This is a genomic window from Vibrio pomeroyi (assembly GCA_041879425.1).
Lineage (GTDB): Bacteria > Pseudomonadota > Gammaproteobacteria > Enterobacterales > Vibrionaceae > Vibrio > Vibrio pomeroyi_A.
The window spans coordinates 1,427,941-1,443,376 of the sequence record CP090855.1 but is presented as its reverse complement, the minus strand read 5'-3'; the positions used below and the strand labels follow the sequence as shown (position 1 = coordinate 1,443,376).

The following is a 15,436-nucleotide window of genomic DNA, read 5'->3' as shown; positions in this document are numbered from 1 at the left end:
AAACAGCGAGCAGTAGTTTATTGTTCTTTCTATAAGATAAATCACTAATACCTGACTTACGCTTCAAAACTGTTTATAGTCGACACAAACTTCAACATACATGATTCAGAGGCAGTAATGATCCGTTGGCCATCTTTAGTAAAACTCGACGGCGATGATGAGCTTATTTACGTCGCATCCGAGAACGATTTTCAGGCAGAATGCTCAGACATGATCTTGGGTGAAGATGATTACCTCATCGATTCTGAAGGTGACAGCTACGCACTTCAATCGAGCGCAAATCAATTGTCTCTAGCAAAACGACCTGAGCAGTATTCAGTAGAAAGCGTGACTAAGCTGATACGAAATCATGAGTTCCAAAAAGCCGAAGTGTGCTTGATGAAGATTCACTTCCTAACGATTGAAGAAGCGATTCAGTCGCTGGCTTTTGAGCCACGGTAATATCGCTTTAGATTCGAATCAAAACTTCTATACAGTACAAACAAAAACAGCGCCAATTTAGGCGCTGTTTTTCATTTCACTTCGTTAACAGATTAAGCGATAAAAATCTGAGCCAGTGCGTAACCTAAGCAACATGCGCCGACGACACCGATTAAACCCACCGACATGAATGAGTGGTTGAAGTACCACTTACCAATCTTAGTGGTACCAGACACATCGAAGTTCACGGTTGCGATGTCAGATGGGTAGTTCGGGATAAAGAAGTAGCCGTACACCGCTGGCATCAAACCGATCAGCAAGGCTGGATCTAAACCTAGACCAAGGCCAACAGGTAACATCATACGTGCCGTTGCGGCTTGCGAGTTCACCACAACCGATACGATGAATAGCGCCAGTGCGAACGTCCATGGGTAGTTCGTTACCATTTCCACGATGCCAGATTTGAACTGAGGCATTGCGTATTGGAAGTAAGTATCCGACATCCAAGCGATACCGAAGATAGCGATCGCTGCCACCATACCGGATTTGAATACCACACCATTTGGCACATCACGTGGGTCAGTTTTGGTCGCCAGCAAGATGATACCGCCGAAACAGAGCATCATCATTTGGATGATCACCGACATCTTGATTGGCTTGTCGCCGTCTACGATGGTTCTGATCTCTGGCACCATCGCCACAATAACAATCACCACAATCGACAATAGGAAAATCAAGACTGCATTACGCGCTGAGCTTGGAAGCACTTCATCCAAAGACGTTGCAGTAGTGTTTTCAATACGCTTTTTCCACTCAGGATCTTTCAAGCGCTCTTGATAATCAGGATCATCGTTCAGTTCTTTACCGCGTTTCAAACTGTACAAAGAAAGTAACAACGTACCGAACAAGGTGGCAGGCACCGTCACCAATAAAATCGAAAGCAAAGTGATAGAGTGTTGAATATCTGAAAGTTGCGCTAAGTAATAAACGACAGCCGCCGAGATTGGCGATGCGGTAATCGCAAGTTGAGATGCAACAGAAGCCGCTGCCATCGGGCGCTCAGGACGAATCCCGTTCTTCAATGCCACATCACCGATGATAGGCATAATTGAATACACCGCGTGGCCAGTACCCAATAGGAACGTCATCGAATAAGTCACAAACGGAGCTATCAGAGTGACGCGTTTCGGATTCTTTCTTAGCACCCTTTCCGCCACTTGCAGCATGTATTTTAAGCCACCAGCCGCTTCGAGGATCGAAGCACAGGTTACCACCGCGAGAATGATCAGCATTACGGTGACAGGTGGCGATGTTGGCGGCATCTTGAAGATAAAGACCTCAATCACCAAACCAATACCAGAAACAACCCCTAAACCAATACCGCCATATCGAGAACCGATATAGAGAACGACAAGTAAAAATAGAAACTCAAAATACAACATAAGCAACCCTGCTAAAAATGTGGACTAGGGATATTTTGTCTGTATGTTCAATACTTTACTTATTGGTATGTCACACAATTATTGAGCGCTTTAATGGATTGTTTTTTATAAGATTAGGGTCACGATAACAGGCGATTAAGTATCGAAAATGTAATTTTTCATTCAAGTGAAACTCCAGGATTGTTATGCATTCTGATGTTCATTGTTTCTTTTAGAACGCCTGAATCTATAAAATTTAAATATCATAACTAAACGCTATCACCCACTCAGAAGCCCATAACGAATTGCGCCTGCTCCCTTAAAATTTTGTAATACAATTATCGCTGTTTTACTGAACTCTAACTCGCCTATCCCAAAACACTGTGTCAAAATACCCGCCCTTACGATGACAACACATTAAGAACCACAGATATGAATTTTCAAGCTGCTATTTTTGATATGGATGGACTGCTGCTCGACACCGAGCGACTTTGTATGCAGGTATTTGAAGAAGCATGTCACGCGCAAGGTGTTCCGTTTTTGCAGGATGTTTACCTAGGCATCATTGGCTGTAACGCAAAAACCATCGAACAGATTTTTCGAAATGGCTACGGTGAAAACCTAGACTACCCAGCTCTGAATAACGAATGGCGCACGCGCTACAGTGCGATTGTTAAAAACCAAGCAATCCCAGTAAAAGATGGCGTGATTGAGCTGCTTGAATGGCTAAAGTCGAATGACATTCCAATCGCGGTGGCAACTTCCACTCAGCTAGATATCGCAAAGAAGAAGCTTGAGCTAGCAGGCCTAGATTCTTACTTCACTTCACTAAGCACAGGCTGCGAAGTGACTCACGGCAAGCCTCACCCAGAGATTTACTTGCTGGCGGCTGAGCGCCTAGGTGTTGCGCCTGAAACTTGCTTGGCGTTTGAAGATTCAAACAATGGTATTCGCGCTTCTATGGCAGCCAACATGATCAGCTTCCAGATCCCTGATTTAGTAGAACCATGTGACGAAGTAAAAGCGCTTGGACACACCATCAGCCCTTCTCTGCATGATGTGCTAGCACAGCTTCAACAAGCTGCAGCTTAAGCTCTCACTACCGTTGATAATGCTTTTATCTGTCTCGTCCTAAAATACGTAGACAAGCCTCTCTATTAAGCCGACTCACAGAGTCGGTTTTTTTGTTGCTATTCCTTTTATAAAAGATAAAAACTCGCGCTTGAAACTGTTACAGTCGATGTGAAATAAATGCTAGGTGATCAACAAGATTGCTAACGTCTACATATGGAGAAAGAGACGCGTGAAGGAAAAGTTTGAAGACCAACTGCTTGATTTTGCACAACGAGAAATGACACAAGATGCCGCGCACGACATTAGCCACATTAAGCGCGTCATCAAAACCGCTAAGGCTTTGTGTGTACAAGAACAGGCTAAACTTGAAGTCGTTTTACCCGCCGCTTATCTTCATGATTGCTTCACCTTTCCTAAGAACCATCCAGACAGAGCCCAAAGCTCGCAAGTGGCAGCAGACAAAGCGATCTCTTTCCTCAAATCTATCGACTATCCCGCGTCCTATCTGGATGAGATCCATCATGCCATTGTCACGCACAGCTACAGCGCCAACATCACACCAGAAACCTTGGAAGCGCAAATAGTCCAAGATGCTGATCGCCTTGATTCTCTCGGTGCAATTGGTATTGCTCGCTGCCTGTACGTAGGTCAAAGCTTTAACGCTGAGCTTTACAACCACGAAGACCCGTTCGCGACGCAACGTAACTTGGATGACAAGCATTACAGCGTCGACCACTTCTACGTGAAGCTATTTAAGCTCGCTGAAACTATGAATACAGAATCCGCTAAGTTAGAAGCCAACAAGCGTACTGACTACATGCGTGGCTTTCTTGAGCAGTTGGGTGCGGAAGTTTAGCGGCTTAGAAAAAGAGACACACGATAAGGAAGAGACAAGGATATGGAAATAAACCGCTTTAAAGCATCCGATGCCGACGAGATCGTCACTTGGTTCACATCCCTAGAAGACTACGTACTGTGGGGAGGACGAACCTTTGGTTGGCCGTTAGAAGCCGCCTCCATCATCGAACGCTCTCAAGAGTCACATGTCGAGCTTTACACATTCTCCACGTCTAGCACTAACTCGAATGCCAATGACTTGCTCGGTTTTATGGAGTTTCAACGTATGTCAGACAGTGAACTTCGCTTTTGCCGAGTTGCAATTCACCCAAACCAACGAGGCAAAGGGCTTGGGCAATCCATGATAGAAAGTGCATTAGAAGCGGCGAAACAAATCCCTGATGTCACCACCATCAGCTTGGCAGTCTTTCAGCAGAATATCGGGGCAAAACGTTGCTACGACAAAGCGGGCTTTCAAGTGGTCGACAAAGAGCCAAAGTTCAAAGAATTCAATGGCAAAACCTGGCCTCTATATCAAATGGAATTAAAGCTCAGCTAGCATGCTTTACTCGGCTCGATCGTCTTAATTAACAGACTTACTTTAGTTAACAGAATCGTTTTAATTGCCAGATTTGACCCCATATCATTAAACATTGGCTACACACTCAAGATACACAAATGTAATTTGGAACCTTCAATGACCCAAGAAAAATTCGACACCATTTATCAACGTGCCGCTCACCGTAAAGGCGGCGCAGCAGAGCTCGAAAAGATTGTTCGTGCACCTCTTTCACAAGCCGAGTTATCACAAATTACCGACGACCGTTGGTTGGCAGCCTTTACAGAAAAGGTATTCCAGTGTGGTATTTCGTGGAATGTAGTGAGGAAGAAATGGCCGCAATTTGAAGAAGTGTTCTTTGAGTTCGACATCGAAAAAATGCTGATGCTGCCGAATGAGATGTGGGAGCAGAAAGCACAAGATCCACGCATTATTCGCCACCTCACTAAAGTGATGACCATCCCTGCCAACGCAATGATGATCCACAATGCCAAGCGTGAAGCCGATTCATTCTCACAAATGGTTGCCGACTGGCCATCAGAACGCATTACAGAACTTTGGGATTACCTGAAGAAACACGGTAAGCGATTAGGTGGTAACACAGGTGCTTACACCTTGCGCCAGATGGGCAAAGACACATTCATCTTATCTTCTGACGTAGAAGCGCACTTGCGCAGTACAGATGTGGTTGATAGCGGCCGGAACACTAAGCGCGCACAAGTTGCGGCAAGTAAGGCTTTCAACGAGTGGCAGCAACAGTCAGGTCGTACCCTGAGCGAAATAAGCCAGATCGTCGCCTACAGCTGTGGCGATAATCGCGTCTAGTTTAAGAAGAATGGCTTAAAGCTTTAGATTGCACACAGTTCCCTGCAAACTAAATGTTATAAGTCATTAACAAATAAGCGTGCATCGCACTTTCATCCAGTGGCATTGTATAGATAAATGTATACAATATAGAGTAACACTCATGAATTATTCTCGACCAACCCAACTCGACTAAACAAGGGCCCTTATCTCTATGACAGCTCTCAAAAATTCTGTCTCCAAAGGTGTAAAAACAAAAGTAACAGGCCAGACTCAAGACGATGTTGTTTACTGCCATATCTTCGACGCGATACTAGAACAAAGGCTGCCACCAGCCACCAAATTAAGCGAAGAAGCGTTAGCAGAAATATTTGGCGTTAGCCGCACTATCATTCGCCGTGCCTTATTGCGTCTCTCTTTAGAACAAGTTGTGGTGATCCGTCCAAACCGAGGTGCCATGATTGCTGCGCCAACGGTAGACGAAGCCAAACAGATATTTAAAGCGCGTGAAGTGATGGAGCTTGCTATCACCGAACTTGCAGTGAAAAACGCAACCAAAGCTCAGATCGAAGAGTGTAGAAAATTGGTCGCGAAAGAGAACTGTGCCTTTGACCAAGGTGACTACGGCTCTGGCTTACGTTTGTCTGGTGAGTTCCACATCAAACTGGCAGAGATGGCAGAAAACGCACCACTGCTTGCCTTCCAGCGCAGCCTAGTGTCGCAAACCTCACTGCTGATCGCTCAATACGAAACAGGTAATCACTCGAACTGTTCTTTGGATGAACACGAAGGATTGCTTGATGCGATTGAGTCTGGCGATGAAGAGCAAGCCGTCGAGTTGATGAAAGAACACTTGAGCCACATTCGTTCTAAGCTCAACCTGGACAGCAGCACCGCATCGAGCGACCTGCATGTTGTGTTCTCAGATTTGCTTAAGAACAAATCATAACGAGTTGACCATTCCAATCCAGCTCTAACAACGTTCTTTTAACAACCTTTTGTTAACAAGACGGGAGAGAAGTAAGCCTCTGCGTTTACTTCTCTTTTTATGTTCTCCCCATAATGATAGACGCGAAGATCGACTCATTTCACCTCAAAACACTCTCTATTCTGGCCTAAATAGCGCTCTTAGCTTCTACAGTATTTGCTCCGCCAATGCCAAAATTCTTGTCTTTATTTTGTATACATAGCCATTAATTCATTCACACCACAAACTCAACACTTCCAATTTAAATCCCAATAAAACAAACAACTACAACCAAAATAAAATTGTATACAATCCATCAAAGTGCAATGTTGTTGCATTTTTGTAAATAAATAGTTGACCACAGGGTCAGGATGGATAATTATTGACCTAGAAGTCAAAAAGAATACACATGGAACAATGTCGATTTACAAGGAGGTCTCTTGATTACTTTTTTGCTCAATCAGGAAATAAGACGTGAAGACAATCTGTCGCCGAATATGACAGTGCTCAACTACCTTCGTACCAAGGTTAATAAAACTGGTACCAAAGAAGGTTGTGGGTCCGGTGACTGTGGCGCATGTACCGTCGTTTTAGGTGAAGTGGTTAATGGACAGCTGCAATACCGCTCGGTGAACTCTTGCCTTACGTTCGTTTCAGCGCTGCATGGCAAGCAACTGATCACAGTAGAAGATCTACAAAACCGAGATAAGTCACTGCACCCTGTACAAAAAGCGGTGGTTGATTTTCACGGTTCACAGTGTGGTTACTGCACGCCGGGCTTCATCATGTCGATGTTTGCGCTAGGCAAGAACAAACCCGATGCGAGCAAAGAAGATGTCATGGAATCATTGGCGGGTAACTTATGTCGCTGTACGGGCTACCGACCAATTGTTGATGCTGCAATGTCGCTTTCAACAGACCAACCTTTGATCGACCAGTTCGCTGAACTTGAACGCAACACCATCAAGAAGCTAGAAGATATTCAAGACACCGAAGCCAACTTACGCCTTGGTCACCTCACCGCTTTTTCCCCGAAAAGCACGGATGAGTTGGCCAAGCTTTTTCAAGCGCATCCGAACGCTAAGCTGGTTGCTGGCGGCACGGATTTAGCACTGGAAGTGACGCAATTCCATCGCGAGATTGAAACACTGATCAGCGTAAACCTTGTCGAAGACATGAAGGTATGCGAAGAAACTGACACCGATTTAATCATTGGTGCCAACCTGCCTATCAGTGATTCATACGCACTGCTGAAAAAACACTACCCAGATTTTGGTGAACTGCTACACCGCTTTGCTTCACTGCAAGTGCGTAACCAAGGCACCATCGGCGGTAATGTTGCGAATGCTTCACCTATCGGTGACACCCCTCCTCTGCTGATTGCCCTTAACGCAAAGATCAAACTTCGTTGCGGTGATGAGTCACGCACCATGCCGATCGAAGATTACTTCATCAGCTACAAAGTGACGGCCCAGAAAGAGAGTGAATTCATCGAACATATCATCATTCCTAAGCCAACTAACGACAGCTTCCGAGCTTACAAGCTGTCTAAACGTTTAGACGATGACATCTCTGCGGTATGTGGTGCGTTCGATATTCAAATTGAAGACGGCAAGGTTTCTTACGCTCGTATCGCCTTTGGTGGTATGGCTGCAACGCCTAAGCGCGCGGCGCGTTGTGAAAACACGTTATTAGGCAAACCGTGGACAGACGCTAATATTAAGTTAGCGATGCAGGAACTGTATAACGACTTTGAGCCGCTATCCGATTTCCGTGCAAGCCAAGAATACCGTTCATTGTCGGCAGCAAATATGTTGCGTCGCTACTTCATTGAACAGCAGAACAAAAACAACCAAATCGAAACAAGGGTAACGTCTTATGTCTAATTCAAATTCCTCTGTTCACAAGAGCAATGCGATGACCCACGAAGAGATGGTTACCATTGCAAAACAAGACCTAAAAACTGGCGTAGGCAAAAGCGTTAAACACGACAGTGCAGCCAAGCAAGTCACGGGCGAAGCGGTATACATTGACGACCGCCTAGAGTTCCCAAATCAGCTGCACGTTTACGCTCGCCTGAGCACTCAAGCGCACGCCAACATCACCAAGATAGATTTATCACCGTGTTACGAATTTGAAGGCGTGGCTATTGCCATTCAAGCCAAAGACGTTCCGGGTGAACTGGATATCGGTGCGATACTTCCAGGTGACCCACTGCTTGCTGACGGCAAGGTTGAATACTACGGCCAACCGGTAATTGCGGTAGCAGCAAACGATCTAGAAACCGCACGCAAAGCCGCGCACGCAGCCATTATTGAATACGAAGAGCTACCAGCGATTCTTGATGTAAAAGAAGCGCTAGCAAAAGAGCACTTCGTAACAGAAAGCCACACTCAACAGCGTGGTGACTCGAAAGCCGCACTGGCAAAAGCAAAACACGTGATCTCTGGCGACCTAGAGATCGGCGGACAAGAACACTTCTACCTAGAAACCCAAATCAGTAGCGTAATGCCAACCGAAGACGGCGGCATGATCGTCTACACCTCGACTCAAAACCCAACCGAAGTTCAAAAACTGGTTGCGGAAGTGATTGGCGTTCCGATGCACAAAGTGGTGATTGATATGCGTCGTATGGGTGGTGGTTTCGGTGGTAAAGAGACTCAAGCAGCCTCTCCAGCCTGTATGGCTGCGGTGATTTCCCACCTTACAGGCCGACCTACCAAAATGCGTCTGCTGCGTAATGAAGACATGCAGCAAACCGGTAAACGCCACCCGTTCTACAATCAATACACAGTCGGTTTTGACGACAATGGTGTGATTCAAGGTGCAGACATTACCGTTGCAGGTAACTGTGGTTACTCACCAGACTTATCAAGCTCTATCGTCGACCGTGCAATGTTCCACTCAGACAACGCTTACTACTTAGGCGATGCAACTGTGGTTGGTCATCGATGCAAAACCAACACAGCATCGAACACTGCGTATCGTGGCTTTGGTGGCCCGCAAGGCATGATGACTATCGAACACATCATGGATGAGATTGCGCGTTACCTGAAAAAAGATCCTTTGGAAGTACGTAAGGCGAACTACTACGGCGAAGAAGGCCGTAACGTAACCCATTACTACCAAACCGTTGAAGACAACTTTTTACCTGAGATAACCGAACAGCTTGAACGCAGCAGTGACTATCACGCACGTCGTAAAGAAATCGCTGAGTTCAACAAGCAAAGCCCTATCTTGAAGAAAGGCCTAGCGATCACACCTGTGAAATTCGGCATCTCGTTTACTGCGACTTTCTTAAACCAAGCAGGTGCGCTCATCCATATCTACACCGATGGCAGTATTCATTTGAATCACGGTGGTACGGAAATGGGGCAAGGCTTGAACATCAAAGTGGCACAAATCGTTGCACAGGAGTTCCAAGTCGATGTCGAACGTATCCAGATCACCGCTACAAACACAGACAAAGTTCCGAACACATCACCAACCGCAGCCTCATCGGGCGCCGACCTCAACGGTAAGGCCGCGCAAAACGCCGCAATAACCATTAAGCAGCGCCTGATAGACTTCGCTTCTTCGCACTTCAAAGTGTGGCCTGAGGAGGTGGTGTTTAAGAACGGTATGGTGCAGATCCGCGATGAAATCATGACGTTCAACTCGTTTGTTGAACTGGCTTGGTTTAATCAAATCTCGCTATCGAGCACTGGCTTCTACCGCACTCCAAAGATCTATTACGATCACGAGAAAGCGCGCGGCCGCCCGTTCTATTACTACGCATACGGCGCATCTTGTTCAGAAGTCATCATCGATACCCTAACTGGCGAAAACAAGATTCTTCGAGTTGATATTCTGCATGACGTGGGCGCTTCATTGAACCCAGCAATTGATCTCGGCCAAGTCGAAGGTGGTTTTGTGCAAGGTGTCGGTTGGTTAACAACGGAGGAGTTGGTTTGGAACCAACAAGGCCGCTTAATGACCAATGGCCCGGCGAGTTACAAGATCCCTGCGATTGCTGATATGCCGATTGATTTCAGAACGCACCTTTTGGAAAACCGCAGCAACCCAGAGGACACAGTATTCAACTCGAAAGCCGTGGGTGAACCACCTTTCATGTTAGGTATGTCGGTATGGAGCGCACTGAAAGATGCGATTAGCTATGTCGCTGTCGATGGTGCGATTCCTAAGCTCAACACACCTGCAACGCCAGAACGCATTCTGATGGCGATACAGGAAGTCACTGAAACGGCTCCGACTTCGGTCGATGCACAATCAGAAACGGCTTAGGGCGTAATGAACAGCTAGGGAAGCATAAAAGGGATTTAGGAGGACATATGTTTAAGGATAATTGGATTCACGAACTGGCAAAACTGGAAGAGAACTACGAGCCATGTGTGATGGTGACAGTGCTTGAAGACAGAGGCTCAGTGCCGCGCGATGCGGGTACCAAGATGCTTGTCACTCGTGACCGAATCATCGCTACGATTGGTGGTGGTCACCTTGAACATGTGGCCACTAAAATGGCGCGCGAAATGCTGATTGCCAGCGAAAAATCACTCAAAGTGGAACGCTTCAACCTAGGTGCTCGTTTAGGCCAATGTTGTGGTGGTATGGCTACATTGAGCTTTGAACCAATAGGCACTCAACAGAATCACCTTGTGCTGTTTGGCGCTGGCCACGTTGCCAAAGCGCTGCTGCACATTGTTGCGACCCTACCCTTCCGTGTGACCTGGATTGATGAACGTGAAGAAGTGTTCCCTGAAACGCTACCGCACGGTGTGAAAAAGCTTGTCTCAGACGATCCAGTCGGAGAAGTGAAACACATGCCGCCGAACAGCTATTACCTTGTGATGACGCATAACCACCAGCTTGATTTCGACTTAACTAAAGCCATTATCGACCGTGAAGACAGCCGTTACTTCGGCATGATCGGCTCGCTCACTAAGCGTAAGAAGTTCGACTTCCGCTTAGAGCAACGTGGCTACAGCCAAGAACAAATCGAAACCATGATTTGCCCGATTGGTATTAGCGCTGTGAATGGCAAACATCCTGCCGAAATTGCGGTATCGGTTGCGGGTGAACTGATCGCACACTATCAAGGCCAAGCGCTTGAACAAAAGCGCCCAACCAAACAATATCGAAATCAGGATTTGACCGATCAACACAGTCAACCAAGCGATGTAGGCGAACCACCATTGGAAGAGAAGATCGCCTAATACAAGTCGCAAAGCTTCAGTGGCCATAACGTCGCTGAAGTCATTAAAAGGAAGTAAACATGACAACGCAACGCAAAGCTTATCGCGCCAGTATTTTACACAGCGTAGCCGACCCAAAAGACGTCGGTATCGATGAGTCTTACGACTATTTTGAAGACGGTGTTTTAGTGGTTGAGAATGGCCACATCGTCGATTTAGGCCATGCCGATGACGTATTGGCACGTCAGCCTAAAACACTCGAAGTAAAAGAATACAAAGACAAACTGATCACCTCTGGTTTTATTGATACGCACATCCACTACCCTCAAACGGGGATGATCGCGTCTTACGGTGAGCAGCTACTTGATTGGTTAGAGAACTACACCTTCCCAGAAGAGAAACGTTTCAAAAACCCAGTCTACGCGCACAAAGTGGCGAAGCTATTTCTAGACGAACTGGCGAGCAACGGCACCACGACAGCACTCGTGTTCGGCACCGTACACAAAGAGTCAGTCAACGTGTTCTTTGAAGAAGCTGAGAAACGTAACCTACGTATGATCGCAGGTAAGGTTTTGATGGATCGCAATGCGCCCGATTACCTCACCGACACTCCTGAATCTGGCTATGAAGATTCAAAAGAACTCATCGAGAAATGGCATAATCGCGGTCGCTTACACTACGCAGTAACGCCACGTTTTGCACCAACCAGTACGCCAGAACAGTTGGCGACGGTTGGTAAGCTATTAGAAGAATACCCTGATGTGTACATGCACACCCACCTTTCTGAAAACAAGAAAGAGATCGACTGGGTTCTAGAATTGTTCCCAGAACGCGACAGCTATTTAGATGTGTATGACCACTATGGCTTGCTGCATAAGCGTTCAGTATTTGCACACGGTATTCACCTATCAGACTGCGAATGCAAACGCCTAGCGGATACCGATTCTGCAATCGCCTTCTGCCCTACTTCCAACCTGTTTTTGGGCTCTGGCTTATTTAAGCTACCAAAAATGGAAGAGCACGGTATTCGTGTTGGAATGGGAACAGACGTTGGCGCTGGTACCAGCTTCTCGATTCTGCAAACCATGAGCGAAGCGTACAAAATCATGCAGCTTCAACAAGAGAAACTTCACCCTGCTAAATCGCTGTTTTTGGCAACTTTAGGTGGCGCACGCTCTCTGCATTTAGAAGATAAAATCGGTAACTTAGAAGTAGGCAAAGAAGCCGACTTCGTGGTACTGGATCTGCACGCGACACAACTGATGCGCTTCAGAATGGAACAAGCGACCAAGCTTGAAGAAAAACTCTTTGTACTAATGAGCTTGGGTGACGACAGAACCGTCAGCGAGACTTACATCTACGGTGAGAAAGCCTACGACGTGAATTTCAAAGATTACAAAAAGCTCGTTAGCTAGACTGAAAACCGAGTAACAATCGCTAGACAGCGGCAGCCGTCGTTAATTAAAAATCCGTCCAGATTTATCTAGCCTTGAAAGACCAGTTTCTGATGCCACTGGTCTTTTTTGTGCTTCATTCAAAGAAATATAAATTAACCGTTCACAAACAACGATCTTCGGTGACGCCAAGTCATTATATTGATAGGTTAATGTTTATACATTTCAACTTCATACTTCACTTTAGCGTCTCTCTAAAACATTCGTTTCTCAGCTAAATGGAAGCACTCAATCTAGAAAGGAATTCTATGTTCGAACAGGTCGTCAGCATTCTGTTTCCCGTTTTTGCACTCGCCAGTGCTGGCTTTGGTGTTTGCATCGCTGACTACTATGCCGCTCGACACCGAACAGTTGCCACTCATCTCCGCCTCTTTGGTCGCGGTATTAGTGCCAGCTTTGTTGATGATTCCGATCTGTAAGCTGTTTAAGCTCAACTTCAAAGCTTGGGCGCCGCCACACATGTTCCGCAACAGTGGCAACCTCGCTATTCCCCTGTTCACCTATACCTTTGGCGAGAGTGCGTTAGCTCCTGCGGTATTACTATTTGTGGTATCGGCGTGTGTGCACATTAGTGTTGGTTTGGCGCTACTAAGCGAAGGTAATCCGATCAAGCAGATCCTCAAAATGCCAACATTCTTAGCCGCCGCATTAGCGATGACGTTGAACCTGTCTGGCATTGCGGTGTGGAACCCAATCTACGAAGCCACTTCGCTGCTTGGGCAAGCGGCCGTCCCTATCATGCTGCTATCGCTGGGTTCGCAAATGGTCAACTTAAGGCTAAGCGGATTAAAAGTCGGCTTGTTGTGCACCGCTCAATCGCTGTTTACTGGCGCCATCGCCTTTACCATCATCTACTTCTTTATTCCGTTGCCAACGCTGCACCTACAAATGATGGTGCTGTTCACCATGCTGCCACCTGCCGTGATGAACTACCTGTTCGCAGAAAGGTTCAATGTAGAGCCACCTAAAGTTGCGTCTATGGTGTTGTTCGGCAATTTCCTGAGCGTGGTTACCTTGCCTATCTTGCTGTCGTTCGCGCTGTCTTTGTCGTCTTAAAGAACCACGAACCTCTCGGATGGACGACCTTTAAAACTTAGCCAATCAATAAAAAGGGAGCGCAACTTAGTAAAGTCGGCGCTCCCTTTTCAGACTATATTTTCTATTTATCTTAGGCTGTATTTCTCTCTGTAAGCACTTCCTTGAAAGCAAACATGCCATTGAGTGCTGAAGGGAATCCCACATAGACCGACATCTGCAATATCACTTCTTTGATCTCTTCCTCGCTGCAGCCGACATTAAGCGCTGCATTCAAATGCACCTTAAGCTGAGGCGCACAATTGCCAAGTGCAGTGAGAGCGGCGACGGTCGCAATCTCTCGCGATTTCAAATCCAAACCGGGGCGTGAATAGATATCACCAAAGGGATATTCGATCGTATATTTAGCAAGATCAGGGCAGATATCTTGCAGGCTTTCAATAACCTTTTGCCCTGCTTCTCCATCGATATGATTCAGTCTTTCTAAGCCAGTTTCAAAACGTGATTGCTTCATGGAAATGTTCCTGTTTTTAGGGTTACAGGAACACCTTACAAGTTAGAGTCGACTCTAAGTCAACGGACTTTTCCATCTCGATACAAACTAATTTTTTGCTCTAAGGCTGCCAAGTGCTTTTGTTGTTCCTCGATATGCTCTCGCAGATTCTGTTGATGTTGTTCAAGTAACGCTTGGCGCTGTGAGGCCGATTCTGGCCCTAACTCCCTCAGCTTTGCGTATTCTAGAATCTCATCCAGTGGCATTGCGGTGTCTTTCAAGCGCTTCACAAACTCAATCCAGGTAACGTCTTTCGATGTATAGACTCGATGGCCGCTGCTGTTTCGTTGAATATTTTTCAGCAAGCCGATTTTTTCATAGTAGCGAAGCGTATGGGCAGACAAATCCACCAACCGAGAAAACTCACTCACATTCATTACTTCACCTCTCTATATAATTACTGAGAAACCAAACTACGCGCATTTATCTAATTTGAGCTCTGCGGTGACTTTCGTCAAACGCAACGCAATTGCGAAACAGACTAAGTAAGGGCTCACATACCAGAAGATGCTTTCTAGTGGCTGCTTCACCTGCGCTTCTCTGGTTTTAATGTATTGGTTCTTCTGTTTTTCATACTGACTTAGCATGCCGCTCACCCACACGGCGTCGCTTTCCACCAGCGACACGCTAGGCGCAGGCACCGTGAAGTCGGCGGCGTTGGGCAACAGAGTGAAATCGACATCTTTAAAAGTGATAGCTGTATTCAAATACCACAAGCACGCCTCGTGGTGCTGTCCGTGAGAGTCTAAAGATGGCTGACCTGTACAGATGTCGCTTCTTAATTTATCCAAAGAGAACTGCTGAATCGACTCTAAAATAGTGACTGCTCTGGTTTGTTCAGTCTCAACCCAATCACCGGCTACCGATGCCCGAATTTCAGACACTGCACCTAGCATGCCGATACCCGCGAGCAGCGGCCACAAATAGTCCATCAATTTCCATTTTCGTCGGCTCAAGTTGAATCCACACCAAATTGGAATATGTAAGAGGAGCGTTAGCCCAAGGGATAGCAAAACGAAATTCAAGGAGCTAGAGAGCATGAGTTCGCTATCGAAGAAGTGCTTCATAATGAGTTACTTGCCTGTATGACAAAGAGTAATTTGATACTAGGTTCGATATT

The 15,436-nt window shown here is 46.3% G+C and carries 14 protein-coding genes and 1 pseudogene; 11 read left to right on the top strand and 4 right to left on the bottom strand.

Annotated elements, in window-relative coordinates:
* Window positions 1-117 precede the first annotated feature (117 nt).
* A complete protein-coding gene (locus tag L0992_22295) occupies window positions 118-441 on the top strand; it encodes a DUF4144 domain-containing protein (protein XGB69127.1) in 324 nt (107 codons plus the stop codon).
* A gap of 92 nt (window positions 442-533) precedes the next feature.
* Here the strand turns inward: L0992_22295 and L0992_22290 are convergent, their stop codons facing one another.
* Window positions 534-1,862 (bottom strand): anaerobic C4-dicarboxylate transporter, encoded by a 1,329-nt coding sequence (locus tag L0992_22290; GenBank protein XGB69126.1) that lies wholly within the window; start codon window positions 1,860-1,862, stop codon window positions 534-536.
* Window positions 1,863-2,273: 411 nt separating this feature from the next.
* Here L0992_22290 and L0992_22285 point away from each other — a divergent pair, with 411 nt between their 5' ends.
* From L0992_22285 to L0992_22240, 10 genes and pseudogenes are all read left to right on the top strand, one after another.
* A complete protein-coding gene (locus L0992_22285; GenBank protein ID XGB69125.1) occupies window positions 2,274-2,933 on the top strand; it encodes an HAD family phosphatase in 660 nt (219 codons plus the stop codon).
* 211 nt (window positions 2,934-3,144) lie between these two features.
* Window positions 3,145-3,771 (top strand): HD domain-containing protein, encoded by a 627-nt coding sequence (locus L0992_22280; protein ID XGB69124.1) that lies wholly within the window; start codon window positions 3,145-3,147, stop codon window positions 3,769-3,771.
* A 42-nt stretch (window positions 3,772-3,813) separates the two neighbouring features.
* Complete coding sequence (locus L0992_22275) at window positions 3,814-4,311, top strand: GNAT family N-acetyltransferase (protein XGB69123.1); 498 nt, start codon at window positions 3,814-3,816, stop codon at window positions 4,309-4,311.
* Window positions 4,312-4,449: 138 nt separating this feature from the next.
* Window positions 4,450-5,136 carry a DNA-3-methyladenine glycosylase I gene (locus tag L0992_22270; GenBank protein XGB69122.1) on the top strand — a complete coding sequence of 229 codons (687 nt, stop codon included), beginning with the start codon at window positions 4,450-4,452 and terminating at the stop codon, window positions 5,134-5,136.
* 193 nt (window positions 5,137-5,329) lie between these two features.
* Window positions 5,330-6,064: a GntR family transcriptional regulator gene (locus tag L0992_22265; protein ID XGB69121.1), complete on the top strand. Its 735-nt coding sequence runs from the start codon at window positions 5,330-5,332 to the stop codon at window positions 6,062-6,064.
* Between the two features lie 515 nt (window positions 6,065-6,579).
* Entirely contained in the window at window positions 6,580-7,968 is a 1,389-nt protein-coding gene (gene xdhA / locus L0992_22260; protein ID XGB70407.1) for a xanthine dehydrogenase small subunit, read from the top strand.
* The gene (xdhB, locus tag L0992_22255) at window positions 7,961-10,366 is read left to right on the top strand and encodes a xanthine dehydrogenase molybdopterin binding subunit (protein XGB69120.1); all 2,406 of its coding nucleotides are present in this window, start codon (window positions 7,961-7,963) and stop codon (window positions 10,364-10,366) included. The genes xdhA and xdhB overlap by 8 nt, the downstream gene beginning before the upstream one ends.
* Before the next feature lie 47 nt (window positions 10,367-10,413).
* Window positions 10,414-11,295, top strand: a complete 882-nt coding sequence (gene xdhC, locus L0992_22250; GenBank protein ID XGB69119.1) for a xanthine dehydrogenase accessory protein XdhC — start codon at window positions 10,414-10,416, stop codon at window positions 11,293-11,295.
* 59 nt (window positions 11,296-11,354) lie between these two features.
* Complete coding sequence (gene guaD / locus L0992_22245; GenBank protein ID XGB69118.1) at window positions 11,355-12,689, top strand: guanine deaminase; 1,335 nt, start codon at window positions 11,355-11,357, stop codon at window positions 12,687-12,689.
* Window positions 12,690-12,976: 287 nt separating this feature from the next.
* Window positions 12,977-13,784 (top strand): annotated as a pseudogene (locus tag L0992_22240) (AEC family transporter).
* Between the two features lie 112 nt (window positions 13,785-13,896).
* Here L0992_22240 and L0992_22235 read toward each other — a convergent pair.
* The 3 genes from L0992_22235 to L0992_22225 are packed head-to-tail and all read right to left on the bottom strand — an operon-like array spanning window position 13,897 to window position 15,248.
* Window positions 13,897-14,277: a carboxymuconolactone decarboxylase family protein gene (locus L0992_22235; protein ID XGB69117.1), complete on the bottom strand. Its 381-nt coding sequence runs from the start codon at window positions 14,275-14,277 to the stop codon at window positions 13,897-13,899.
* Window positions 14,278-14,336: 59 nt separating this feature from the next.
* Entirely contained in the window at window positions 14,337-14,693 is a 357-nt protein-coding gene (locus L0992_22230) for a MerR family transcriptional regulator (GenBank protein ID XGB69116.1), read from the bottom strand.
* Between the two features lie 36 nt (window positions 14,694-14,729).
* On the bottom strand, window positions 14,730-15,248 hold the full coding sequence (locus L0992_22225) for a hypothetical protein (protein XGB69115.1): 519 nt from the start codon (window positions 15,246-15,248) through the stop codon (window positions 14,730-14,732).
* Window positions 15,249-15,436: the final 188 nt, after the last annotated feature.

Coding starts and splice junctions, on each gene's coding strand:
- L0992_22295 (XGB69127.1), top strand. CDS start 118: ATGATCCGTTGGCCATCTTTAGTAAAACTCGACGGCGATGATGAGCTT.
- L0992_22290 (XGB69126.1), bottom strand. CDS start 1,862: ATGTTGTATTTTGAGTTTCTATTTTTACTTGTCGTTCTCTATATCGGT.
- L0992_22285 (XGB69125.1), top strand. CDS start 2,274: ATGAATTTTCAAGCTGCTATTTTTGATATGGATGGACTGCTGCTCGAC.
- L0992_22275 (XGB69123.1), top strand. CDS start 3,814: ATGGAAATAAACCGCTTTAAAGCATCCGATGCCGACGAGATCGTCACT.
- L0992_22270 (XGB69122.1), top strand. CDS start 4,450: ATGACCCAAGAAAAATTCGACACCATTTATCAACGTGCCGCTCACCGT.
- L0992_22265 (XGB69121.1), top strand. CDS start 5,330: ATGACAGCTCTCAAAAATTCTGTCTCCAAAGGTGTAAAAACAAAAGTA.
- xdhA (XGB70407.1), top strand. CDS start 6,580: ATGACAGTGCTCAACTACCTTCGTACCAAGGTTAATAAAACTGGTACC.
- xdhB (XGB69120.1), top strand. CDS start 7,961: ATGTCTAATTCAAATTCCTCTGTTCACAAGAGCAATGCGATGACCCAC.
- xdhC (XGB69119.1), top strand. CDS start 10,414: ATGTTTAAGGATAATTGGATTCACGAACTGGCAAAACTGGAAGAGAAC.
- guaD (XGB69118.1), top strand. CDS start 11,355: ATGACAACGCAACGCAAAGCTTATCGCGCCAGTATTTTACACAGCGTA.
- L0992_22235 (XGB69117.1), bottom strand. CDS start 14,277: ATGAAGCAATCACGTTTTGAAACTGGCTTAGAAAGACTGAATCATATC.
- L0992_22230 (XGB69116.1), bottom strand. CDS start 14,693: ATGAATGTGAGTGAGTTTTCTCGGTTGGTGGATTTGTCTGCCCATACG.
- L0992_22225 (XGB69115.1), bottom strand. CDS start 15,248: ATGGACTATTTGTGGCCGCTGCTCGCGGGTATCGGCATGCTAGGTGCA.